23 protein-coding genes and 1 pseudogene are annotated in these 20,988 nt (G+C 43.1%); 16 read left to right on the top strand and 8 right to left on the bottom strand.

Going from position 1 to position 20,988, the window contains the following annotated elements; translation table 11 throughout:
• The first annotated feature begins 66 nt into the window (after positions 1–66).
• The 4 genes from BK139_RS11545 (at position 67) to thrB (ending at position 4,523) form a co-directional block, all read left to right on the top strand.
• Positions 67–1,029, top strand: coding sequence for a 2-hydroxyacid dehydrogenase (locus tag BK139_RS11545; RefSeq protein WP_076258782.1), 963 nt, complete (start codon positions 67–69; stop codon positions 1,027–1,029).
• A 205-nt stretch (positions 1,030–1,234) separates the two neighbouring features.
• The gene (locus BK139_RS11540) at positions 1,235–2,533 is read left to right on the top strand and encodes a homoserine dehydrogenase (protein ID WP_076258779.1); all 1,299 of its coding nucleotides are present in this window, start codon (positions 1,235–1,237) and stop codon (positions 2,531–2,533) included.
• Positions 2,530–3,591, top strand: a complete 1,062-nt coding sequence (gene thrC, locus BK139_RS11535) for a threonine synthase (RefSeq protein WP_076258776.1) — start codon at positions 2,530–2,532, stop codon at positions 3,589–3,591. The genes BK139_RS11540 and thrC overlap by 4 nt, the downstream gene beginning before the upstream one ends.
• Positions 3,588–4,523, top strand: a complete 936-nt coding sequence (thrB, locus tag BK139_RS11530) for a homoserine kinase (RefSeq protein ID WP_076258774.1) — start codon at positions 3,588–3,590, stop codon at positions 4,521–4,523. Before thrC ends, thrB begins: the two co-directional genes overlap by 4 nt.
• Positions 4,524–4,566: 43 nt before the next feature.
• Here thrB and BK139_RS11525 read toward each other — a convergent pair.
• A pseudogene (locus tag BK139_RS11525) lies at positions 4,567–4,788 on the bottom strand (NifU family protein); the annotation flags it as partial.
• Positions 4,789–5,338: 550 nt separating this feature from the next.
• Here BK139_RS11525 and BK139_RS11520 point away from each other — a divergent pair.
• Positions 5,339–5,662: a YuzD family protein gene (locus BK139_RS11520; protein ID WP_076258772.1), complete on the top strand. Its 324-nt coding sequence runs from the start codon at positions 5,339–5,341 to the stop codon at positions 5,660–5,662.
• Between the two features lie 33 nt (positions 5,663–5,695).
• Here the strand turns inward: BK139_RS11520 and BK139_RS11515 are convergent, their stop codons facing one another.
• Positions 5,696–6,763, bottom strand: coding sequence for an NAD(P)/FAD-dependent oxidoreductase (locus tag BK139_RS11515; protein WP_076258770.1), 1,068 nt, complete (start codon positions 6,761–6,763; stop codon positions 5,696–5,698).
• 277 nt (positions 6,764–7,040) lie between these two features.
• Between BK139_RS11515 and BK139_RS11510 the strand changes: the two genes are divergently transcribed.
• The gene (locus tag BK139_RS11510; RefSeq protein ID WP_035331977.1) at positions 7,041–7,280 is read left to right on the top strand and encodes a YuzB family protein; all 240 of its coding nucleotides are present in this window, start codon (positions 7,041–7,043) and stop codon (positions 7,278–7,280) included.
• Positions 7,281–7,322: 42 nt separating this feature from the next.
• Here BK139_RS11510 and BK139_RS11505 read toward each other — a convergent pair whose 3' ends face one another.
• Positions 7,323–8,018 (bottom strand): DUF2225 domain-containing protein, encoded by a 696-nt coding sequence (locus BK139_RS11505; RefSeq protein WP_076258768.1) that lies wholly within the window; start codon positions 8,016–8,018, stop codon positions 7,323–7,325.
• Positions 8,019–8,211: 193 nt separating this feature from the next.
• Between BK139_RS11505 and BK139_RS11500 the strand changes: the two genes are divergently transcribed.
• Entirely contained in the window at positions 8,212–8,574 is a 363-nt protein-coding gene (locus BK139_RS11500) for a HesB/IscA family protein (RefSeq protein WP_076258765.1), read from the top strand.
• Positions 8,575–8,629: 55 nt separating this feature from the next.
• Here BK139_RS11500 and BK139_RS11495 read toward each other — a convergent pair whose 3' ends face one another.
• Entirely contained in the window at positions 8,630–9,628 is a 999-nt protein-coding gene (locus BK139_RS11495) for an NAD(P)/FAD-dependent oxidoreductase (RefSeq protein ID WP_076258763.1), read from the bottom strand.
• 382 nt (positions 9,629–10,010) lie between these two features.
• On the opposite strand from BK139_RS11495, the gene BK139_RS11490 reads away from it, so the two are divergent.
• The 5 genes from BK139_RS11490 (at position 10,011) to BK139_RS11470 (ending at position 13,557) form a co-directional block, all read left to right on the top strand.
• Positions 10,011–11,228 carry an NAD(P)/FAD-dependent oxidoreductase gene (locus BK139_RS11490; RefSeq protein ID WP_076258761.1) on the top strand — a complete coding sequence of 406 codons (1,218 nt, stop codon included), beginning with the start codon at positions 10,011–10,013 and terminating at the stop codon, positions 11,226–11,228.
• Positions 11,229–11,329: 101 nt separating this feature from the next.
• Complete coding sequence (locus tag BK139_RS11485) at positions 11,330–11,821, top strand: NUDIX domain-containing protein (RefSeq protein WP_076258758.1); 492 nt, start codon at positions 11,330–11,332, stop codon at positions 11,819–11,821.
• Between the two features lie 161 nt (positions 11,822–11,982).
• Complete coding sequence (locus BK139_RS23955; RefSeq protein ID WP_159867914.1) at positions 11,983–12,108, top strand: YuiA family protein; 126 nt, start codon at positions 11,983–11,985, stop codon at positions 12,106–12,108.
• A 220-nt stretch (positions 12,109–12,328) separates the two neighbouring features.
• Positions 12,329–12,652: a YuiB family protein gene (locus BK139_RS11475; protein WP_061793507.1), complete on the top strand. Its 324-nt coding sequence runs from the start codon at positions 12,329–12,331 to the stop codon at positions 12,650–12,652.
• 191 nt (positions 12,653–12,843) lie between these two features.
• On the top strand, positions 12,844–13,557 hold the full coding sequence (locus BK139_RS11470; RefSeq protein ID WP_076258753.1) for a 3D domain-containing protein: 714 nt from the start codon (positions 12,844–12,846) through the stop codon (positions 13,555–13,557).
• 51 nt (positions 13,558–13,608) lie between these two features.
• Here the strand turns inward: BK139_RS11470 and BK139_RS11465 are convergent, their stop codons facing one another.
• The 3 genes from BK139_RS11465 to BK139_RS11455 form a co-directional block, all read right to left on the bottom strand.
• Complete coding sequence (locus BK139_RS11465) at positions 13,609–14,391, bottom strand: cobalamin-binding protein (protein WP_076258750.1); 783 nt, start codon at positions 14,389–14,391, stop codon at positions 13,609–13,611.
• Positions 14,392–14,405: 14 nt separating this feature from the next.
• Complete coding sequence (locus BK139_RS11460; protein WP_035331991.1) at positions 14,406–14,882, bottom strand: divergent PAP2 family protein; 477 nt, start codon at positions 14,880–14,882, stop codon at positions 14,406–14,408.
• A 263-nt stretch (positions 14,883–15,145) separates the two neighbouring features.
• Positions 15,146–15,925: a hypothetical protein gene (locus BK139_RS11455; RefSeq protein WP_286148583.1), complete on the bottom strand. Its 780-nt coding sequence runs from the start codon at positions 15,923–15,925 to the stop codon at positions 15,146–15,148.
• Between BK139_RS11455 and BK139_RS11450 the strand changes: the two genes are divergently transcribed.
• The 4 genes from BK139_RS11450 to BK139_RS11435 all read left to right on the top strand — a co-directional run bounded on the left by BK139_RS11450 (position 15,924) and on the right by BK139_RS11435 (position 20,119).
• Positions 15,924–16,301, top strand: coding sequence for a DUF309 domain-containing protein (locus BK139_RS11450; RefSeq protein ID WP_048009800.1), 378 nt, complete (start codon positions 15,924–15,926; stop codon positions 16,299–16,301). The genes BK139_RS11455 and BK139_RS11450 overlap by 2 nt on opposite strands.
• Positions 16,302–16,380: 79 nt before the next feature.
• The gene (locus BK139_RS11445) at positions 16,381–17,883 is read left to right on the top strand and encodes a leucyl aminopeptidase (RefSeq protein ID WP_076258748.1); all 1,503 of its coding nucleotides are present in this window, start codon (positions 16,381–16,383) and stop codon (positions 17,881–17,883) included.
• 232 nt (positions 17,884–18,115) lie between these two features.
• A complete protein-coding gene (locus BK139_RS11440) occupies positions 18,116–19,426 on the top strand; it encodes a Na+/H+ antiporter family protein (protein ID WP_076258745.1) in 1,311 nt (436 codons plus the stop codon).
• Positions 19,427–19,522: 96 nt separating this feature from the next.
• Positions 19,523–20,119, top strand: coding sequence for a sulfite oxidase-like oxidoreductase (locus BK139_RS11435; protein ID WP_076258742.1), 597 nt, complete (start codon positions 19,523–19,525; stop codon positions 20,117–20,119).
• Between the two features lie 35 nt (positions 20,120–20,154).
• On the opposite strand, the gene BK139_RS11430 is transcribed toward BK139_RS11435, so the two are convergent.
• Positions 20,155–20,679 carry a MerR family transcriptional regulator gene (locus BK139_RS11430; protein WP_076258739.1) on the bottom strand — a complete coding sequence of 175 codons (525 nt, stop codon included), beginning with the start codon at positions 20,677–20,679 and terminating at the stop codon, positions 20,155–20,157.
• Positions 20,680–20,988 lie beyond the last annotated feature (309 nt).

Raw genomic sequence — 20,988 nt, 5'->3', positions numbered from 1 at the left:
GCAGGGAATTCCCTCTTTCTTGGCGAAAGGAACAGTAACCTGAGAATGTGAAAAGGGGAAATTCCAATGAAACCATATATATTTATCAGCAGGAAGCTTCCTGAAGATGTTATCGCCATATTAAAAGAAAAATACATTGTTGAAATGTGGGACCGGGAAGATGTGCCGGTTCCTTACGATGTATTTCTGCAAGAAGCCGGAAAGGCTGATGCCCTTCTAACCATGCTGTCAGAGCCGGTAAATGAGGAGGTTCTGAAAGCGGGGGAGAAGCTGAAGATCGTTGCCAATATGGCTGTCGGCTATGATAATGTGGACGTTGAGACAGCAAAGAGGCTCGGAATTACTGTTACCAATACACCTGAGGTATTAAATGATTCAACCGCCGACCTGACATTTGCACTTGTGCTTGCTGCTGCCCGCAGAATGGTGGAGGCTGCGGAGTTTGTGAAGAAAGGCGATTGGAAGAGCTGGAGCCCGCTGCTATTGGCAGGCCAGGATGTGCATCATAAAACAATCGGGATTGTAGGGATGGGGAATATCGGAAAAACTGTGGCAAAGCGCGCCGCAGGATTTGATATGGAAATCCTGTATCACAATCGCTCGAGGAAGACAGATGCAGAACAGGAACTGGGAGCTCGATATGTCAGCTTTGATGAGCTGCTCGAACGGTCAGATTTTGTTGTCTGTCTGACGCCATTGACAGAAGAAACAAGAAATCTATTTAATCGAAATGCCTTTCGGAAGATGAGAGACAACGCTGTTTTCGTGAATGCCTCCAGAGGGCCGGTAGTAAATGAACATGATTTATATGAAGCCCTGAAGGCAGGAGAAATTGCGGCTGCAGGATTGGATGTTTTTGCGGAAGAGCCAATCGGCGCAGGACATCCGCTGTTAGAGCTGAATAATGTGGTGGCCATGCCTCATATCGGAAGTGCAAGCATCGAAACACGCTATAGGATGATGCAGCTGTGTGTGGAAAACATTGATCTTGTTCTTTCAGAAAAGAAACCGAAAACACCGGTCAAATAGAAGTGATGAAGGCATCCTTAATGGGTGCCTTTATTGATAGAAAAAATTTTAAAAAAAATTTAAGCGTAATAAATCAGTATGTTAAGCGCTTCCACTTATTATTTTCGGAAAATTGCCTATTGTAAAAATCCCTCTCGCCCTCTATAATGTCTACTATACAAATACAAATGTACTTACATAGTGAACACTTTAAGGGGGAGCTAGCGTGGAATCAATCTCAATCGGTTTATTAGGGTTAGGAACAGTTGGATCGGGTGTCGTGCAAATCATTGAGAAACATCAGGATAAGCTTATGCACCAGGTCGGCTGTCCGGTTGTTGTAAAGAAAGTTCTTGTTAAAGATGTAAATAAAGACAGAGCCGTTAAAGTGGACAGGAATTTGCTGACACTTAATCCTGAAGACATTTTAAATGATGCAGATATAGATGTAGTAATTGAAGTAATGGGCGGCATAGAGGAAACTAAAAACCATTTAAAGAAAGCGTTGGATAATGGAAAGCATGTAGTGACGGCAAATAAGGACCTGATGGCGGTATACGGGCCTGAATTGTTGGCTGCATCTGCTCAAAACGGGTGTGATCTCTTTTATGAGGCAAGTGTTGCCGGCGGCATTCCCATTTTAAGAGGGCTGGTAGATGGTTTGGCTTCTGACAGAATTACAAAAATGATGGGAATTGTGAATGGGACAACGAACTTTATTTTGACAAAAATGAGCAAGAATGGGAGCACTTATGAGGATGTTCTGAAAGAAGCTCAGGAGCTGGGATATGCAGAAAGCGACCCGACTGCAGATGTGGAGGGCCTTGATGCAGCAAGGAAAATGGCGATCCTGTCTACACTGGGCTTTTCCATGAATATTGACCTTGATGATGTAAAGGTTAAAGGCATTACGGATATTACGGAAGAAGACCTGCAGTACGGCAAGCAGCTTGGGTACATCATGAAGCTGATCGGGATTGCCCATCGGGAGGGGGAGAAGGTGGAAGTAAGTGTCCAGCCGACATTGCTTTCCGAGTCTCATCCTCTTGCATCAGTTCAGGATGAATACAATGCAGTATATGTTTACGGTGAAGCTGTAGGGGAAACGATGTTCTACGGACCTGGGGCAGGCAGTCTGCCTACAGCTACAGCTGTGGTATCGGATCTTGTTGGGGTCATGAAAAATATGCGTCTTGGCGTCAATGGAAAAAGCGCGGCAGTTCCTCAATATGATAAGAAATTAAAAGATGCAGATGAAATTTATTCGAAGTATTTCTTAAGAATGCATGTAAAAGATGAAGTAGGGACATTTGCCAACATCACATCCATTTTTTCAGAGCATCATGTCAGCTTCGAGAAGATCCTGCAGCTTCCATTAAAAGAAAAAGGGCTTGCTGAGATTGTGCTGGTTACCCACCAGGCATCCCTACAGGATTATGAGGATATTTTAGTAAATTTAAGAGATTTGCCGGCAGTTCAATCAATCAAAAGTTCGTATCGTGTAGAAGGGAGCGCCAGAGTATGAGATGGGAAGGCCTCATAAAAACATATAAAGACTATTTGCCAGTTAGTGAAAATACACCAATGCTTACTTTAAACGAGGGCAATACTCCTCTGATCAGGCTGGATAAGCTCTCAAGGGACTGGGGCATTGACCTTTATGTAAAAACGGAAGGAGCAAATCCTACAGGGTCTTTTAAAGATAGAGGAATGGTTATGGCTGTTGCAAAGGCAAAAGAAGAAGGAAGCGATGCCATCATCTGTGCCTCCACCGGCAATACTTCTGCAGCTGCGGCGGCATATGCAGCAAGGGCTGGCATGAGATGTGTGGTTGTCATCCCTGAAGGGAAAATTGCCATGGGGAAGCTTGCGCAGGCTGTTATGTATGGAGCGGAAGTAGTATCAATTGAAGGGAATTTTGACCAGGCGCTTGCAATGGTGCGGGAAATTAGCAAAACAGAACCTTTTACTCTCGTAAACTCGGTTAATCCATATCGTCTTGAGGGACAGAAGACAGCGGCCTTTGAAATCTGCGACCAGCTTGGAAGCGCTCCGGATATCCTTGCTTTGCCAGTAGGCAATGCCGGCAATATTTCTGCCTATTGGAAAGGGTTTAAAGAATACAATGAAGTGCGCGGCACTGGCCTTCCAAAAATGCACGGAGTACAGGCCGAAGGTGCAGCGGCCATTGTCCATAACCGTGTGTTTGAAAGTCCTGAAACAATTGCAACAGCCATCAGAATCGGAAACCCTGCAAGCTGGCAATTAGCCAATGCAGCATTGTCAGAATCAAATGGGAAAATTGATGAAGTCAGCGATGAAGAGATCCTATGCATGTACCGTAAACTTGCTTCATCTGAAGGGATTTTCGCTGAGCCAGCTTCATGTGCTTCACTTGCGGGGGTATATAAACAGCTGCGCAATGGGGAGATTCCTCATAAAACGAAAGTGGTGGCCATCCTGACTGGGAACGGACTGAAGGATCCTAATACAGCCATTGATTGCAGCCCTGTTAAGCCTGTTTTGCTGCCTAATGATGAAAAAGCAGTTGCGGACCATATCAAGGGAGCCGTTCACATATGAACGAAGGTGAAATGGTTGTCATCAAAGTACCCGGCAGCACGGCAAATCTCGGGCCAGGCTTCGACTCGATTGGCCTTGCCTTAAATTTATATTTGACGCTTGAAGCAGAGAAGGCAGACAAGTTTGAAATGATTCCTTTATCAGAGGCGCTAAGCATCTACCCTTCGGATGAATCCAATTTTATTTTTCAAGTTGCAATGGATACCGCGAAGAAATATGGCAGAGAGCTTCCGGGATGCAAAGCCCGCATTTCGAGTGAAATCCCTCTCACACGGGGACTTGGGTCAAGCGCTGCAGCCATTGTAGCGGGAATCGAATTGGCTGATGCGCTTTGCGGACTCCAGCTGACACAGTACGAGAAGCTGGAGCTGTCTTCCCGAATGGAGGGCCATCCTGATAATGCAGGTGCCTCCCTTCTCGGCGGCCTCGTTATTGGCTGCCTGTCAGAGGAGGAGGTATCCGTTCAGAGTATTAAAAATATAGAATTTGATATTATAGCAATAGTCCCCAAAGAAGAGCTCCTCACAAAGGAATCCAGAGGCGTTCTGCCTTCAGAATGGTCCTTTAGGGAAGCTGTCCAGGCCGGAGCAGTAGGAAATGTAATGGTAGCAGCCTTGCTCAGCGGGAATTACACCCTCGCAGGCAAGATGATGAGCGGAGACTTATTCCATCATCCTTACCGAAAGTACATGGTTCCGCATTTGGAAGTCATTGAAAAAGCTGCACCTGGGCTCGGAGCATTTGGAGTTGCCTTAAGCGGGGCCGGGCCGGCAGTTCTTTGCCTGGCTGAGACAGGATGTGCTCCCGCGGTGGCAGAAGGGCTTCGGAGGCTGCTCCCGGACATGGAAATCCTGCCCCTTAAAATTGATCAGGAAGGATGCACTGTTTTAAAAAAAAGTTTAGCTGAGCTGGAGATCCCCCATACAATATAAAAAAAGCGATGTCATGCAGACATCGCTTTTTGCAAAGGAAAAATTAAAATACTTGTTCTACTTCGACTACACCAGGTACTTCTTCCAAAAGAGCGCGCTCAATACCGGCTTTCAACGTAATCGTTGAACTTGGGCAGCTTCCGCATGCACCAAGAAGGCGCAATTTAACGATGCCATCTTCAACATCCACCAATTCACAGTCCCCGCCATCGCGAAGAAGGAATGGACGCAATTTATCTAATACTTCCTGAACTTGTTCAGTCATAGTTGTTTGTTCTGCCATGTGAAATCGACTCCTTTCCATACATTTATTATAATCAAATCAGTCTTAAAAATCTATTCCAAGAACGCAATTTCCACTCATTAGGAGAATATTTTTATCGCAGTCTAACGGGCAGTAAGATCCCCCCTTCAAGGTTCAGAGGAATCAAGAGAGGATAAATGGGGGTCAAACTGCCCAATCTAGCTGCGGCTCCTAGGGGCTCGAGGTCATAAGCCAATCAGCTGATGGGAAGAAAATCACTTCCCGCCATCTGCTAGTCTTATGCTTGTCACCCCTGGGCAAGTCGCCTCGCTTTATAATGTAAAGGCCCGAAAGAAGGACAAAGACTAAGAACGCCACATCCTCCCAAAAGCTGCCGCTTTCGGTCGTGCGATGCTCATGCTGCCGAAGCCTTCCTTGTCCTGTGGGCCACAACTAACAACCAGCAGGGGAAAAGTACCCCCCACTGATTGAAGTTTCACTTTATTAGGCTGATCATTGTTAATGTTGTAAAATGGAGGGAAGAAGAAGTTTTGCATAGGGGGAGAGAAGAGTGAAAAAAGAGATTGAAATCACTGTTTATGGGGCGGAGCAGCTTTGTCCAAGCTGTGTGAACTTGCCGTCATCCAAGGAAACTTATGAATGGCTCGAAGCAGCACTAGCCCGGAAATTTGCCAATCAGCCTTTTAAAATCGTGTACGTTGACATTCATAATCCACCCGAAGAAGAGGACAAAAAAGAGTTCGCACAAAGAGTGATAGAGGAAGATATGTTTTATCCGGTTGTCCTGATAGAGGATGAAATTGTCGGTGAAGGCAATCCGAAATTAAAAACGATCTATGCGGAAATGGAAAAGTACGGATACCAGGCAGTTTAATAAAAAATGAGCATCGATCAGATGCTCATTTTTTTATCCATTATGATATTTATACATCCATAGTATTCCGGATTTCAGCAGGCGGGCGACGCGGCCTGTGATAGGGCGTTCTGCAACCAGACCGAAACCGTGTTTTTTGCCCAGTGATCCAAGTACTCCTTTAAGCTTGATAACTGGCAATGTTTCAGGAAGCTCCTCGCCTTTCCAGCGTTTCAATAGAATTTGAACGATTTGCTCTGCCTGCCCTTCTGCAAGCTGTGCACTTGGTGCATGCGGAAGGCTTGCACAATCCCCTACCACATAGACATGTTCATTCCCGGGGATATTGTGATGCTTGGTTAAGACTACCCGTCCTTGCGGGTCCTTTTCCACATTCATATCCCGAACCACTTTGGTCGGCTGGATGCCGGCGGTCCATACGATGGCGTCACAGTGGATGGCTTCGTCATGATTATAAAGTGTTTTTTCTTCTACTTTTGTGATATTCGATTGGTTAATGATTTCAACATTATGCTCTAAGAACCAATTTTCTACGTACGTGCTTAATCTTTCAGAGAAGGCTGACAGAATATGCTTCCCTCTATCAAATAATTTGACTTTCAAATCCGGACGGCTTTCATTTAATTCTGAAGCCAGTTCCACTCCGCTTAATCCGGCACCGACAATACCAACAACAGAGCCTGGTGATAGATTATTTAAAGCTTGATATGTTCTTCGGGATTTTTCAATTGTCTGGATGCTATATGTGTGAATGTCGGCTCCTGGAACATTATGATACTTATCTTCACATCCAAGCCCAATTATTATATCATCATATGAAACAGGCTCTTCGTCCTGAAGATATACCTTGTTTTCCTCAATGCTGATTTTTGTCACTTCACCGTATTTGATGGTCAATCTTTGGTGTTCAGGAAAGGATACACGCACATGCTGGTCTGAAATGGTACCGGCAGCTAGAGCGTAATATTCAGTCTTTAAACAATGATAAGGCACACGATCTATTAGTGTAATAGAGACATCATCGGGAAGCTGGTTAGGCAAAAGTCGGGCAAGCGCCCTCATACCGCCATAGCCTCCGCCAAGTATCACAAGATTTTTCATAGTATATTTCCCCTTTATGTCCGTACTGATTGCTGTTACCGAACCTAAATAAACGTTTATAGTTATCTTTAAAAAATAAATAAATGATATTATTAACCTCAAACCCATAAAAAGTATAACGAAATTGTGACAAAATCACAACACAAATCAGCAGGAAACTTGACAATAAACGACATGAAGTGGTAATTATGCATACTTAAAAGAATATTAATGAAATCACTTTCTTGCAGAATTCGGGTAAAAAAGGTAGCATTAACAGGGTAGAGAGGTGAAAGATGTGATTAAGCCAATCATCGAATTTTGCATCAGCAATTTGGCCAGCGGCTCTCAAAAAGCGCTTGAACAGCTGGAAAAGGATTATGATCTGGATGTCATCGAATATGGCTGTCTTGGGTATTGCGGCAAATGTGCAAGCACTCTTTTTGCGCTTGTGAACGGAGAAGTAGTAACTGGAGAAACACCAGATGAACTGGTTGAAAATATATATCAATATCTGGATGAAAATCCGATGTTTTAATATAGAAAAGGAGCGATAAAATTTCGCTCCTTTTCTTATTCCTTAATTTGCGGCAGTTTTTTGTTCCTGTCTCATTTCATACCAGCGTTCTCTTGCCATTTCTATTAATTTTGGCTCAGTGGAGCGGCTTTGCAGTTCAATAACTTTTGAAAAATATTTAACAGCCTGTTCCGGCTGATGTGTCCTTCGGGATAACTCCCCGATCAGATAAAAGATTCTCGTTTCTGAAATAGATGATCCTTTAAAATCATCAGACATATAAGACTCCAAGTATTCCTTTAGAGCAAGTTTCAAAAAGCGATGTTCCTGATCAGCATTCTTCATACTCCGGAAAAGCCAGGCAAGTCTGACAAGTAAACCAGCCATAATAATATGCTTCTCCCTTTTTAAAGTTCCGCAATATAAAGCCAGCTTATAGGTGTTTACAGCATCAATGATGGAACGATCCTGGCCATAATCCTGGGGAGTCCAGGCATTCATAACTTTAGAATGGATCAAATCAAGGGCTCCCGGCGGGAAATAAGGAGAAAAATCTTCTGATTCTGAGTAGCCGCAATGCGGGCAGGTATGAATATGATATATAAGAGGGTTCATGGTTTCATCAGAATAGTTAGGGCAGAAATCACTGTCATAATCAGCTGCTTTTACAAATCTGGAGCGGAGTTTTTTAGTGGTGAAACTCTGTCTGCAGACTCTGCATTCGCATTTTTTATCATAAGCAGGCGTTAATTGCTGCATAGAATGACACCTCCGGGGATAATGATTAAGACTATTATACCATTATCGCTGTGCTTTATGAGCATAAAGAACTATTATTTCGCCTGTGTCAGAAAAAAATCAGAAAAAGTAAAAGCCTCTTAAGTTGAGCACATACCTTTTACTGTATATACTATGTTTATAGAAGTATCCTTACATGACAGGAGGGAATAACATGGAAAAAGTTGTGGATATAACTGAAGCAGCAGCTTTGCATATAAAAGAAATGATGAAACAAAATGAGGAAGAAGATGCATTCTTGCGTGTAGCCGTCAAAGGAGGCGGATGCAGCGGGCTTTCCTATGGAATGGGGTTTGCACACGAACCCGAGGAAGGTGATATCCAGTCCGAGCACTATGGAATTCAGGTTCTTGTCAGCAAGGAAGATGCACCTATCTTAAATGGCACAAAAATTGATTATAAACAATCCATGATGGGCGGCGGATTCACAATCGACAATCCCAATGCCATTGCAAACTGCGGCTGCGGATCCTCTTTCCGTACCGCTGCAAATACAGGTACACCGGAAGAGTGCTAAAATAACATAGCTCATCAAAAAAGGACGGTCCCGAACGGGCCGTCCTTATCTTATCTTATTTGCCAAACATGGAAGAACTGTGCATTGGCTGTACTTTCGCTTTTGGATCAATGTAGGATTTTGCATGATTGACGGCAGTTGGCGCTTCACCGAAACCGCAGGCAATAAGCTTGACCTTCCCATCGTATGTGCAGATATCGCCGGCCGCATAAATGCCTTCGATATTTGTTTCCATTCTGGAGTTAACAACGATGGAGTTCTTTTCGATATCAAGACCCCATTCCTTAATTGGGCCAAGTGAGGAAACGAATCCGTAGTTAACGATCACAGCATCAACATCAAAAACCTCTTTTTCCTTTGAAGTCACACCTTCAAGTACGACTTGGCTGATTCCTTCGCTGTCACCAATAAGCTCAGCAGGAACATAAGGTGTTTTAATTTCAACTTTAGAGTTCTGTAAATTTTCTACACTGTGCTCATGTGCGCGGAATTTATCGCGGCGATGAACAATCGTCACTTTCTCAGCGATAGGCTCAAGCATTAATGCCCAGTCCACTGCTGAATCCCCTCCACCGAAAACAACTACTTTTTTGCCGGCGAATTGATTTAAATCATCAATAAAGTAATGAAGGTTTTTACCTTCGTATTGAACTGCACTCTCAAGTTCAAGACGGCGGGGCTGGAAAGCGCCATTGCCAGCAGTGATAATGATGGTTTTTGAATAATGCACTTCTTTATTAGTTGTAAGCTTAAATGTTCCATCAGCTTGCTTCTCTAACTTTTCAACCGATTGCTCAAGTGATACAGTAGGCTCGAATTTAGCCATTTGTTCCTTAAGGTTATCAATCAGTTCCTGGGCGCGGACTTTCGGGAAGCCGGCAACATCGTATATGTATTTTTCAGGATAAAGAGCAGATAACTGTCCCCCAAGCTGCGGCAAGCTTTCAATAATTTTTACTGATGCTTGTCTCATACCCCCGTAGAAAGCAGTGAATAAACCAGTTGGCCCCCCGCCAATGATGGTTATGTCATACACTTTTTGATCTTCTGTCATGCATATCCCCCCACGTATGTATTGAAATTCCACTCTTTATTTTAACATAAATCGTTTAAAACCTCACGAATGGAGGTAAATATTATGAATAATTGGAAGATTTCAAGTAGAATACATGAAATAAAAACACGTATATTTTTTAAATTTTTCCTAAAATTTTTAAGTTTTTCGTCTATTTTTTTAGGGTTGAAAAACTATATGAAGTAGAATAAGATTAATGGAGGAATAATGTTAATATTTTATGACAATTTTTTCGAGTTTTTTTGAACTAGTTCGTGAATAAAATCACAAAGTTTTTTTATGTTTTTGGCTATAAAAAATATAAAGCAGTGGAAGATAAGAAAACATTAGAAAATACTTAAAAAAGGTGGAAGTGATACACTTGAGAAAGCCAAAGATTGTAATCCTCGGTGGAGGCTACGGCGGTTTGATGGTTGCAACCCGTTTGCAGAAATCTGTAGGAACAAACGAAGCGGAAATCGTTTTAGTGAACAAGAATGACTACCATTATGAAACAACATGGCTGCACGAGGCATCAGCCGGAACACTTCATCATGATCGTGTACGCTATGATATAAAAGATGTTATTGATCGCAACAAAGTTGAATTCGTTCAGGGCACTGCTCTTGAAATTAAAGCAGAAGAAAAGAAAGTCATTTTGGAAAACGGCGAAATTGACTATGATTATCTGGTTGTTTCACTTGGAGCCGAGCCGGAGACATTCGGTATCAAAGGACTTAAGGAACATGCATTTTCGATTGTCAATGTCAATGCTGCACGTCAAATCCGCGAGCACATCGAATATCAATTTGCTACTTATAATACAGAAGCCGAGAAAAAAGATGAGCGCCTGACAATTGTTGTCGGCGGCGCAGGCTTCACTGGCATTGAATTCCTTGGAGAGTTGGCAAACCGTGTTCCTGAGCTTTGCAAAGAATACGATGTGGACTACCATAAAGTGAAAATCATTTGTGTGGAAGCTGCTCCAATGGTTCTTCCAGGCTTTGATCCGGAACTTGTTAATTACGCTGTATCCCACTTGGAGAAAAAAGGCGTACAATTCATGATCGGAACAGCTATTAAAGAAGCTACTCCTGAAGGGATCATCGTTGGCAAGGGCGAAGATGAAGTAGAAGAAATCAAAGCTGCAACAGTTGTCTGGGCTGCAGGTGTACGCGGAAATTCTATTATTGAAAAATCCGGCATTGAAGCAATGCGCGGCCGTGTAAAAGTTCAGCCTGATTTGCGCGCTCCTGGCCATGATAATTTGTTTATCATCGGAGACTGCTCATTAATCATCAATGAAGAAATTAACCGTCCATACCCTCCTACTGCACAAATTGCTATGCAGCAGGGTGAAGTATGTGCAAGAAACATCACAGCTTTAATCCGTAATAAAACTGATCTTGAAACGTTTACACCGGATATTAAAGGTACTGTATGTTCACTGGGCGAACATGATGCCATCGGTGTGGCATTCGGCAAGAAAATGGTTGGTACTAAGGCTTCATTTATGAAGAAGATGATCGATAACCGTGCTCTTTACATGGTTGGCGGACCGTCTCTTGTATTGAAAAAGGGTAAATTCAACGTTCTTTAATCAATCAGCTATCATTTATAGATGGGGATGGACTCTAAAGTCTGTCCCTTTTTTTAATGGTGATTTCTTCGTGATAGAATGACGTAAAAGGGGGTTTTTGGATGGGAGTCGAACATAAAAGAGGAAAAGTGTGGCTAGCTGTTTCCGGGCTTGTTATTTCTCCTGAAGGAAATTGGCTTGTTGTTAAAAAGAAATACGGGGGCCTTAAAGGCAAATGGTCTCTGCCCGCAGGGTTTGTGGAACCAGGCGAAACGGCTGATGAAGCTGCAGTCCGGGAAGTAGAAGAGGAAACCGGAGTAAAATGTACAGTGAAAGGTCTGCTTGGATTGCGTACAGGTGTCATAAAAGGAGAAGTCAGTGATAATATGATTTTGTTTTTGCTTGAAGCTGATCCTGAACAATCATTAAAAGTTCAGGAAAGTGAACTTTTCGATGTGCAGTATCGCAATCCGAAAGAACTTGCAAATGACCCGAATGCATCAGTTCTTTTAAAATACATATTGGATACTTCGGATTCGTCCATCAAACCTTTAATTAACGGCATTAATCCCGGGGATACTTTCGGCTATACAGCTTATAAGTTATTTTTATAATTTTCTGAAATTTAAAGGAAGAACGAGAAATCAGAAGTAAATAATGCTTGTATGCGTTTCCAACGATAGTTTTTCATGAAATATGGAGCTTTTCATTTATTCAAATCCTTGGTATATTATCAGAAAATTCAGTTACGAAAATTCAAAAGGAGATGAATGAAATGACAGCTAAGAAATATGAAAACAAAGAGTGCATGTATTGTTCCGGTAAAGGGTATTTTCAATTACTATTAGGCGGATCTGAAACCTGCAGCTGCTGCGGAGGAACAGGAAAGAAAAAGGAATAAAGTGAAACTTCAATCAGTGGAGGGCTTTATCCCCACTGATTGTTAGTTGAACCATTCGGGTCTTACTGCCCGTTAGACAGCGATAAACTTTATCACTTCGCGGACTGCGAAGTTTTTCTTTTCATTAGCGGGTGTATTGACACACCCGCTTTTCTTGTTGACTCCCCAATCCACATTAAAGTAAACTAATTATTGATGTGTTAAGGGAGGAAACAAGTTCATGCAAATGACGATTTTCGTTTTGCCTATTTCGATGCTTCTGTTTTTTGTGCTGTTTTTTGGGATAGGTTTTATATTAAATATGCTATTAAGAATGTCTTGGATTATGGCTATTATTTATCCCGTTATTGCCATTTTTATCATTGATAAAGTTCGTTTCATTGAGTATTTTCAAAAACCGGGGGAATCGTTTTCCAGTCTTGGCGTTGAATTGTCCAGTCTCGCTCTGGCTGACATCCTTATACTCAGCAGCGGAATGGCAGGCGCCATTGTTGCCGGTATTACGATTAGACTGCTCCGTAAAAAAGGATATCGGATGTTTTAAATTGATGATGAAATCTCTGCCGGGTGCAGGGATTTTTTATTTTTTTGACTAGTGTGATCAAATCGGGCAAGCCTATGGCATTACTGGCTTTATCCTGTCTGTAATCGGCTGCTGGAAGACTTGCTTTCCCATAAGTTATGAATATTTCTCTCGAAGAAGGGAAATGACTAACTTTGGGAGGAGTGTAAAAGATGAACATAATTACAAAATGGATGAAACGTACAGTAATGTCTGCCTTATTTATAGGTGCATTATTGACAACTTTTCATTCGATTTCCGGGGTGGAAGCAAGATCAATTGTACAGCTGCAGCAAAATGCTGAACAAGCTGACAAAGATGGAAATTCAAAGTTTGAGCATACATTAAAATCGGTTGGCGTAGCTTTTAAGTTTTTGAAGGAGGCCGTGAGCCTGGAACCGAAGATTTCTGCGAGTGAAGCTGTCGCAATTGAACAGGCGCCAACCCTGGAAGAATCAATTGACTGGTCGCAGTATCAGAAAAAACAAGTAATTGCTACCGGATATACTGCTTTTTACGAGTCGACAGGAAAAAATCCAGATCATCCGTCCTTTGGCATTACATACTCAGGTGTTAAAGTTAAAAGGGACTTATACTCTACAGTCGCAGCAGATTTAAATGTTTTTCCGATTGGGACGATCCTGTTTATTCCTGATTATGGGTATGGTGTTGTAGCCGATAAAGGCGGTGCCATTAAGGGGAATAAATTGGATCTCTATTATGAAACAGTTGATGATGTTTATAATAATTGGGGAAAGAAAACGCTCGATGTTTACATCGTTGAAATGGGCGATGGAACCCTTACGGAAGAAGATTTAAGGTTACTGAATGAAAATGAAGCCATGCAGGTCTTCAGGCAGCAATATATTAAATCTGAGAAAAAATAAACAGAAGACAGGCAAATCCGACATAATGAACGGATTTGCCTTTTTGTATTATCAAACAGAAAATTCCTGCGGATGGATCTTTTCCGCTAATTTTATGGCCCCTTCAATCAGCCGCGGTGAAGGCCTGCAATACAGTTCTTCTTCCAGAACCAGGATTCTGTTCTGTTTTACTGCTTCCATTTCACTCCAGCCGGGACGTTTCAGGACAATCTCCGGATTTACCTTTTCTCTTCTGACACCGACCCAGGCGAGACAGATATAATCCGGCTGCCGATTCAGGACATCCTCCCAATCAGTCTGGACACTTGCAAGCTCAACATCAGCAAATAAATTCCATCCACCGGCTATTTCACTGATTTCCGTCAGCCAATTGACCTTGCCAGGAGTAAACACAGGCTTTGGCCACCATTCCCAATAGAGGCTTGGATTTTTTTTAATCCTGCTTGAAATGCGCTTAAGTTCCTCAATTTTCTCAGTAAACTGTTTAGCCGCCAAAATCCCTCTCTCAGGCCTCCCGATTTTTTCAGCAGCAAAAACCAGGTCATTTGCAATATCTGCGAGGCTTTGGGGATTTAAGACAATATGGGGAATCTGCCTTTTTTCAAGCTCTGCTACATTCTTTTCCATGCCGGGAACACTCAGGGAGGCAAGCACAAGATCCGGTTTCAATTCCTCCACTTTATCCATATTAATAGACAAGTCAGGACCCAGCCGGGGCAGATTGGAAACTTGCTCCGGCCAATCCGAATAATCGTCTACGCCGGCAAGCATATCAGTCAATCCCAAGTATTCCACTAATTCCGTATTGCTTGGGCATAAGGAAAGGATTTTCATTCACATCACAACCTTTAGGAAAATAAATAATGAAGCCCTAAAGTTAATAAGATTCCAGTCAGGCCGCCAAAGAGTACTTCTATTGGCTTATGGCCCAGCAGCTCCTTCAACTCTTTCTGTTTTTCCTGTCCAGCTTTTTTCTGCCATGTCTTTGCTTCTTCAACGAATTTATTGAAGTCGGCAACAAGCTGGTTTAATACAATCGCCTGTTCCCCTGCCTGACGCCGCACTCCCGTAGCATCAAACATAGTGATAATGGCAAAAACGGCAGAAACAGCGAAAACAGCAGAGTCCATTCCGGTCTCAAGTGCCACCCCGGTTGAAAGGGCTGTTACTGCAGCAGAGTGTGAGCTTGGCATTCCGCCTGTACTGGTTAAAAGGGACCAATCCACTCTTCGGGTGGCAATAAATTGAATGGGCACTTTTACAAATTGGGCAAAGAAGATGGCTGCCAAAGCAGACCATAAGGGGAAATTTGTCAATAATTCCATGTGAGACCACCTTTGGGTTGTATGATACTCCATCTTTGAATTCTTTTCTGCTTTCTGAAATTGAATCGTGTTCGGACTCAGAGTTGCTCATTTGTGCTTTCTGTGTCTGAAGTTGAGCCAGGTTGGGACTGTGACCAGCTAATTTCTGCATTTTGAGTCTGAAGTTATCCCTGACTCGATCCCTGCAGATTCAGGAGCAAAATAGAAAGTTATATTAACTAATATTCTCCAATAGATTGTTCCTTCCTGCAAGAGGGTCTGCTTTAAGTTTTTGTTAAACCGCGCTTTTTTTGAAAATAGGCTGTTGCTGTCAGGGAAAGTAAAAGAAGCCATTCAAAGGCATTCACGGCAGCGGCACTTTCAATGGGAATATCGATGGCGCTTCCAATAATCATCAATAAGGACCCTGCAAAAAACCAGAACCATCCCTGTTTGCGCCAAATAAATACAGATGCCGCCAGCAATACAGCGGAAATGATCAGCACCATTATCGGAGGGCCGCCCTGTGTCTCTGCGTTTGAATAGCTTAGAACTCCATATTCCCATTTCGCTTCAAGTTCAAGGCTCAAAACCTCGGTGAAAAGCTCCAGAAGAATCAATCCGGCAGTGAGCAGGTATGCAGCCCCTTTAAGTGTACCTGTTTTTGCCCAATCAATATCAGCTTGTTTTATAGTATGCCAGGAATATAGAGCAAGCAGCGGTGTAAAAAAGGCATGAATCCAGAATCGGGCATAATTCAGAAGCTTTAGAGTATTGCCTTCCCCGATCAAACTTCCAGCAGCAAGAATTCCATTGTCGTAAATCAATCCGAGAATTACAGGCAGCAGGAAGGCAGCACTAACAGGGCCGCTGTTCTTTACAATGAGAATGGCCCATATAAATAGCAGGATATACCCGGCTGTAAAAGCGGCAAATAATAGAGGATCCATAACATTCTCCTTTCTGTCTCTATTTTCTTTACCCAATATTGAATGATTATATTTAATCCCTTTTCTTTTTGTTAAAATGATCAGTACAAGATCTGGAAAATGGAGTGATTTCATGGAAGATTATCCTCTTGAGTACTATGAATTCTTTGTCAGTTTCAATGAAGGTGATTATTACACCTGCCATGATCTTCTTGAAGAAATGTGGATGACTGATAAAGGCAATTTGTTTTTTAAAGGCCTGCTGCAAATGAGTGTCAGCATTTATCACTATGAATATGGCAATGTCAAAGGTGCAAGGCTAATGATGGAGGCTGCACATGAATATTTACAGGCATACAGACCCGGACATTGGGGATTGGATCTTGAGCATGTGTACGCTTTTATTGAAGAATGCCTCTCTATATTTCCGAAAGATATCGACCGGCTTCCTTTTGATAAGGTCGGTATTCTACCTAAATTACCTCAGCTGGTACTGTATCTGAAGGATTAACAAAGCAGAAATTAGATAGTCGAAATAATTCAATATTTTCGATATAATAAAGAGATAAATAGATTATGGGGGTGCCAGTATGTTTTCTGTTAAGAAAGAATTTGACGTTTCAGCCGAACAGGAATGCCTGATTGTTGGTGTTTTTGATAAACCAGCCAGGTTTGAGGGAATACTTGCCCGTGCAGATGAACATTTTGAGGGCCATTTGACAGAACTTGTGAAAAGCGGCGATATCTCTGCCAAGAAAAAAGCCATTGCAAAAATACATACTTTTGGAAAAATTGGGGCCAAACGATTTATTACAGTGGGTCTTGGAAAAGAAAAAGAACTCAGCTTTGAAGGTTTGCGTGAAGCTTTAGGAAAGGCATTTAAGGAAGTGAAATCGTCCAAGCTTCAAAATGCCGGTGTTTGTCTTGATACTTTTATTGGCGGAAATGTAGATGCGCTGGATGCAGCACATGCACTTAGCGAGGCGTTTGCCCTTTCTACCTATAAGTTTGAAGATTACAAACAGAAATCAAATGAACCGGAAAAGGAAATTGAGAGTATTGCCGTTTATTGTGAAGCCGCAGATGAGGAAGATATAAAGGCTTCCCTTACAGTTGGATATGCCCACGGAAAAGGAACGAACTCAGCCCGCACATTAGTCAATCTGCCAGGCAATATGCTGACTGCCACCGATTTGGCAAATTACTCATCTGAACTGGCGTGGAGATACGGGTTTGAAGTGGAAATCCTGGAAAAGGAAGACATGCTTAAGCTTGGCATGGGTGCTCTTTTGGCTGTTAACCAGGGGTCGGCAGAGCCTCCAAAGATGATTGTCTTAAAATATCAGGGCAAGGAAGAATGGAAGGATGTAATCGGCCTCGTCGGCAAAGGAATCACCTTCGATACAGGAGGCTATTCCATTAAGCCGAAGGACGGCATAGTCGGCATGAAATCCGATATGGGCGGTGCAGCGGCAGTACTTGGCGCAATGGAAGTCATCGGCGAACTGAAGCCTGAACAAAATGTTGTCGCAGTCATTCCTTCTACAGATAATATGGTGAGCGGAACCGCGTTTAAGCCGGATGATGTCATCACCTCCATGAGCGGAAAAACCATTGAAGTCCTCAACACAGATGCAGAAGGACGTCTGGCACTTGCTGATGCAGTAACATATGCGAAGCACCATGGAGCAGACTACCTGGTGGATGTGGCAACCCTGACTGGCGGTGTCATTGTTGCACTGGGGGAAGAAACAACAGGTGCATTAACCAATAATGAAGAGTGGTTTGAGCAGGTGCTGGAAGCTTCTTATGAAGCTGGCGAACCAATCTGGCGGCTGCCTCTTTTTGAAAAAGATAAAGAAAGAATCAGAAGCAGCAAAATCGCTGATCTGAACAATTCACCCGGACGTGCCGGCCATGCGATCATGGGCGGAGGTTTTGTCGGTGAATTTGCAGAAGACACACCATGGGTGCACCTCGATATTGCAGGTACAGCCACGACAGGAAAAAGCCATGATCTCGGACCAGACGGCGCGACAGGCGTAATGGTGCGTACATTGGCATTGCTGGTTGAAAGATTTGAAACAAAATAAAAGTGAATTTAGAACTCCGGAGTGATCCGGGGTTTTTTTATTCCAGTAAAAAGCCTTAGCGGCCGGCTTATCCTAAATAATATCCGTCTGGCGGAAACTCCCATCTCGAATCCGCCTAAAATCATTGACATAAAAAGCAGAAGTATGATAATTTAATACATGTGTTTTAGTTCTCTACCGATTTAGCAGACTAAAGTAAAAATGGAACAAAGAAAAGAAAGAGGGTTGCATCATGAATGCAGTTATACTTGCAGTTTTGATCATGCTTGTTCTCAGCCTTCTGCGCGTCAATGTGGTTCTTGCTCTTGTGGCAGGTGCATTGGCAGGCGGGCTCGCAGGCGGATTAAGTATAGATAAAACCATTGAAGTTTTTTCAAACGGACTTGGAGGCAGTGCTGAGGTTGCATTGAGTTATGCGTTATTGGGCGGATTTGCCTTAGCCATTTCCGCAACAGGGCTTCCGAATCTATTAGTGGATTGGGTCCTGGATAAGGTCGGAAAAGAAGGGGAGTCCAAAGGGAAAACATTATCAAAGGCACTCATCGTATTTTCTATATTAATAATGTCTATTTTTTCCCAAAACCTAATTCCCATTCATATCGCGTTTATTCCCATTTTAATTCCGCCATTACTAAAGGTTATGAATGAGCTGCAAATAGACCGGCGTCTAATCGCGTCTGTAGTGACGTTTGGTCTAACCGCTCCGTATATTTTGCTTCCTGCAGGCTTTGGCCAGATCTTCCACGGAATACTCGCAGAAAATATGGAGAACAGCGGGCTGGCAGTGGAAATGGCTGACATCCCGAAGGCTATGCTTATTCCAACAGCCGGTATGGTTGCCGGTCTTTTGGCTGCATTATTTGTTTACCGTAAAAAGAGGGATTATCGTCCATCCGAATTAATTGAGACGGAAAAAGGCAATTACTCCAAAAAGGGCATTATTTTTTCACTCATTGCAATTGCGGGAGCTCTCATTGTTCAGCTGCAGCTTGATTCGATGATCTTTGGGGCTTTGACGGGTATTATAGTTATTTACATCAGCGGTGCAATTAAATGGAACGAGGCAGATCAGCTTTTAACTGAAGGTATGAAGATGATGGCATTCATTGGATTTGTTATGCTGGCTGCATTCGGCTTTGCTGATGTATTAAAAGAAACAGGCGATGTCGATAGCCTTGTTGCACAGGCGGCTGAGGTAATAGGCAATAATAAATCACTTGCAGCCTTGCTGATGCTTCTTGTCGGCTTACTTGTTACAATGGGGATTGGATCTTCATTTTCAACCATTCCGATTATTGCAACTATATTTGTGCCGCTTGCACTGGAGGTTGGCTTCAGTCCGATGGCAACGATTGCTCTAGTGGGAACAGCCGCAGCTCTTGGAGATGCCGGTTCTCCTGCGTCAGACAGTACATTGGGGCCAACAGCAGGCTTGAATGCAGATGGACAGCACAATCACATCTGGGATACATGTGTGCCAACATTCCTGCACTACAATATTCCGCTCATCCTGTTTGGATGGCTGGCGGCAATGATCTTATAATCGTAAGCAGCTTCCCGGAAGGGGGGCTGCTTTCATTGTTATCAGCCTGTAAAGTAGGGTACGATAAAGAAAAAGGAAGGAACGGAGGTGGCTTTAGTGTATTTTGGGAAAATCAGAAAACAGACCTCAAGCCGGGTACCGCCCAATCAAAACGTGACGACAGCCTTTCCTGTACTGCATTACGGAAATGTTCCGTACTATAAGGATATGAAGGAATGGAACCTGCAAATATTTGGAGAAGTGGATAAGAAATTATCCTTTTCGCATGATGAGGTGATGAACCTTCCTCAGACTCTGTTCAAAAATGATATCCACTGTGTCACGGGCTGGTCAAAGCTTGATAATGTCTGGGAGGGAGTCTCCGCCGTAGAGATTGCCAGGCTGGCAGGCGTAAAGGGTACAGCACAATTTGTGATTCTTCATGCGGAAGAAGGCTGGACCACGAACCTTCCCATTAAAGATTTTCTAAAAAGCACCAGTCTGCTTGCACATACTCATAACGGTGAGCTCCTTACTCCCGAGCATGGATTTCCGCTGCGGGCCGTTATTCCGCATCTGTATTTCTGGAAAAGTGCAAAGTGGATTAGAGGCATTGAGTTCTCTAAAACCGACAAGCCTGGTTTTTGGGAGAAAAACGGCTATCACAACTATGGAGACCCATTTCGAGAGCAACGGTTCAGCTGGGATGATTAATAAGAATAAAAGCGTTGCTAACGCTTTTATTCTTATTAAAATCCGAACAGCATTGTGAAAATATTTCTCTTTTTTAATTTCTTCCTGGGCTTCTCCTGATCAAAAACCAGAAGGGTATCAGGAGGGATGTCCCGAGTTTTAACAGCTGTCCTGGCTTCAAGAGCCTCAATTCGTTTAAGCAGGCGTGCATTTTCTTTCTGCAGATCCTCTATTTCGCTGCGGTGCTGAAGCAGCTGATAAGACACCACATCATCTGCTTTTCCGTTCAGCCGCTTCTCAAGCTCGCTGATTATTAAATATATTTTCTCGATTGCCGGAGCGGCAGCTGCTTCTGCATGGACCGTACCTTTTCTCGTCTTTTTTCCATTTACCGTAACGTCCTGCAATATAATCCCCTGATTAAGCTGATCCTGCACCTGTTTTAGCAGGCTAATGTCTTCTTCCGTAAATAAGTAATGACCCAATTCATTTCGTTCCGTCCGGAGTTCCAGTTGTTTAACCCATCGCTGAATAGTGCTTGGTGAAACCCCTAATAATTTGGCAGCAGCACTCGTATTCATACTGATCCCCTCCCGTTTTCACAAGGAATTCTACCCGTTTAACGTGAAGTCCTTCCCGGCTGACAAAACAAGTTTTCTTTCGCCAAAGAAAGTGCGGATTTTACATTTTTTTTATCGCAGTCTAACGGGCAGTAAGACCCCCACTTCAAGACTCAGAGGAATCAAAGGAGGATAAGAGGGGGTCAAACTGCCCGATCTAGCTGCGGCTCCTAGGGTCGAGGTCATAAGCCAATCAGATGATGGGAAGAAAAGCACTCCCCACCATCTGCTCGTCTTATGCTTGTCACCCCAAGGCAAGTCGCCTCGCTT

This window comes from Paenibacillus sp. FSL R5-0490 (genome assembly GCF_001956215.1).
Classification (GTDB): domain Bacteria; phylum Bacillota; class Bacilli; order Bacillales; family Cytobacillaceae; genus Cytobacillus.
Note: the sequence above shows the minus strand (reverse complement) of the source record. Positions and strands in the feature narration are given on the sequence as shown.

What these genes read in the sequence shown, in the direction of transcription:
- BK139_RS11545 (WP_076258782.1), top strand. Translation starts at nt 67, where the DNA reads ATGAAACCATATATATTTATCAGCAGGAAGCTTCCTGAAGATGTTATC.
- thrC (WP_076258776.1), top strand. Translation starts at nt 2,530, where the DNA reads ATGAGATGGGAAGGCCTCATAAAAACATATAAAGACTATTTGCCAGTT.
- thrB (WP_076258774.1), top strand. Translation starts at nt 3,588, where the DNA reads ATGAACGAAGGTGAAATGGTTGTCATCAAAGTACCCGGCAGCACGGCA.
- BK139_RS11515 (WP_076258770.1), bottom strand. Translation starts at nt 6,763, where the DNA reads ATGAAAAATCTTGTGATACTTGGCGGAGGCTATGGCGGTATGAGGGCG.
- BK139_RS11505 (WP_076258768.1), bottom strand. Translation starts at nt 8,018, where the DNA reads ATGCAGCAATTAACGCCTGCTTATGATAAAAAATGCGAATGCAGAGTC.
- BK139_RS11500 (WP_076258765.1), top strand. Translation starts at nt 8,212, where the DNA reads ATGGAAAAAGTTGTGGATATAACTGAAGCAGCAGCTTTGCATATAAAA.
- BK139_RS11495 (WP_076258763.1), bottom strand. Translation starts at nt 9,628, where the DNA reads ATGACAGAAGATCAAAAAGTGTATGACATAACCATCATTGGCGGGGGG.
- BK139_RS11485 (WP_076258758.1), top strand. Translation starts at nt 11,330, where the DNA reads ATGGGAGTCGAACATAAAAGAGGAAAAGTGTGGCTAGCTGTTTCCGGG.
- BK139_RS23955 (WP_159867914.1), top strand. Translation starts at nt 11,983, where the DNA reads ATGACAGCTAAGAAATATGAAAACAAAGAGTGCATGTATTGTTCCGGT.
- BK139_RS11475 (WP_061793507.1), top strand. Translation starts at nt 12,329, where the DNA reads ATGCAAATGACGATTTTCGTTTTGCCTATTTCGATGCTTCTGTTTTTT.
- BK139_RS11470 (WP_076258753.1), top strand. Translation starts at nt 12,844, where the DNA reads ATGAACATAATTACAAAATGGATGAAACGTACAGTAATGTCTGCCTTA.
- BK139_RS11465 (WP_076258750.1), bottom strand. Translation starts at nt 14,391, where the DNA reads ATGAAAATCCTTTCCTTATGCCCAAGCAATACGGAATTAGTGGAATAC.
- BK139_RS11460 (WP_035331991.1), bottom strand. Translation starts at nt 14,882, where the DNA reads ATGGAATTATTGACAAATTTCCCCTTATGGTCTGCTTTGGCAGCCATC.
- BK139_RS11450 (WP_048009800.1), top strand. Translation starts at nt 15,924, where the DNA reads ATGGAAGATTATCCTCTTGAGTACTATGAATTCTTTGTCAGTTTCAAT.
- BK139_RS11455 (WP_286148583.1), bottom strand. Translation starts at nt 15,925, where the DNA reads ATGAAATCACTCCATTTTCCAGATCTTGTACTGATCATTTTAACAAAA.
- BK139_RS11445 (WP_076258748.1), top strand. Translation starts at nt 16,381, where the DNA reads ATGTTTTCTGTTAAGAAAGAATTTGACGTTTCAGCCGAACAGGAATGC.
- BK139_RS11440 (WP_076258745.1), top strand. Translation starts at nt 18,116, where the DNA reads ATGAATGCAGTTATACTTGCAGTTTTGATCATGCTTGTTCTCAGCCTT.
- BK139_RS11430 (WP_076258739.1), bottom strand. Translation starts at nt 20,679, where the DNA reads ATGAATACGAGTGCTGCTGCCAAATTATTAGGGGTTTCACCAAGCACT.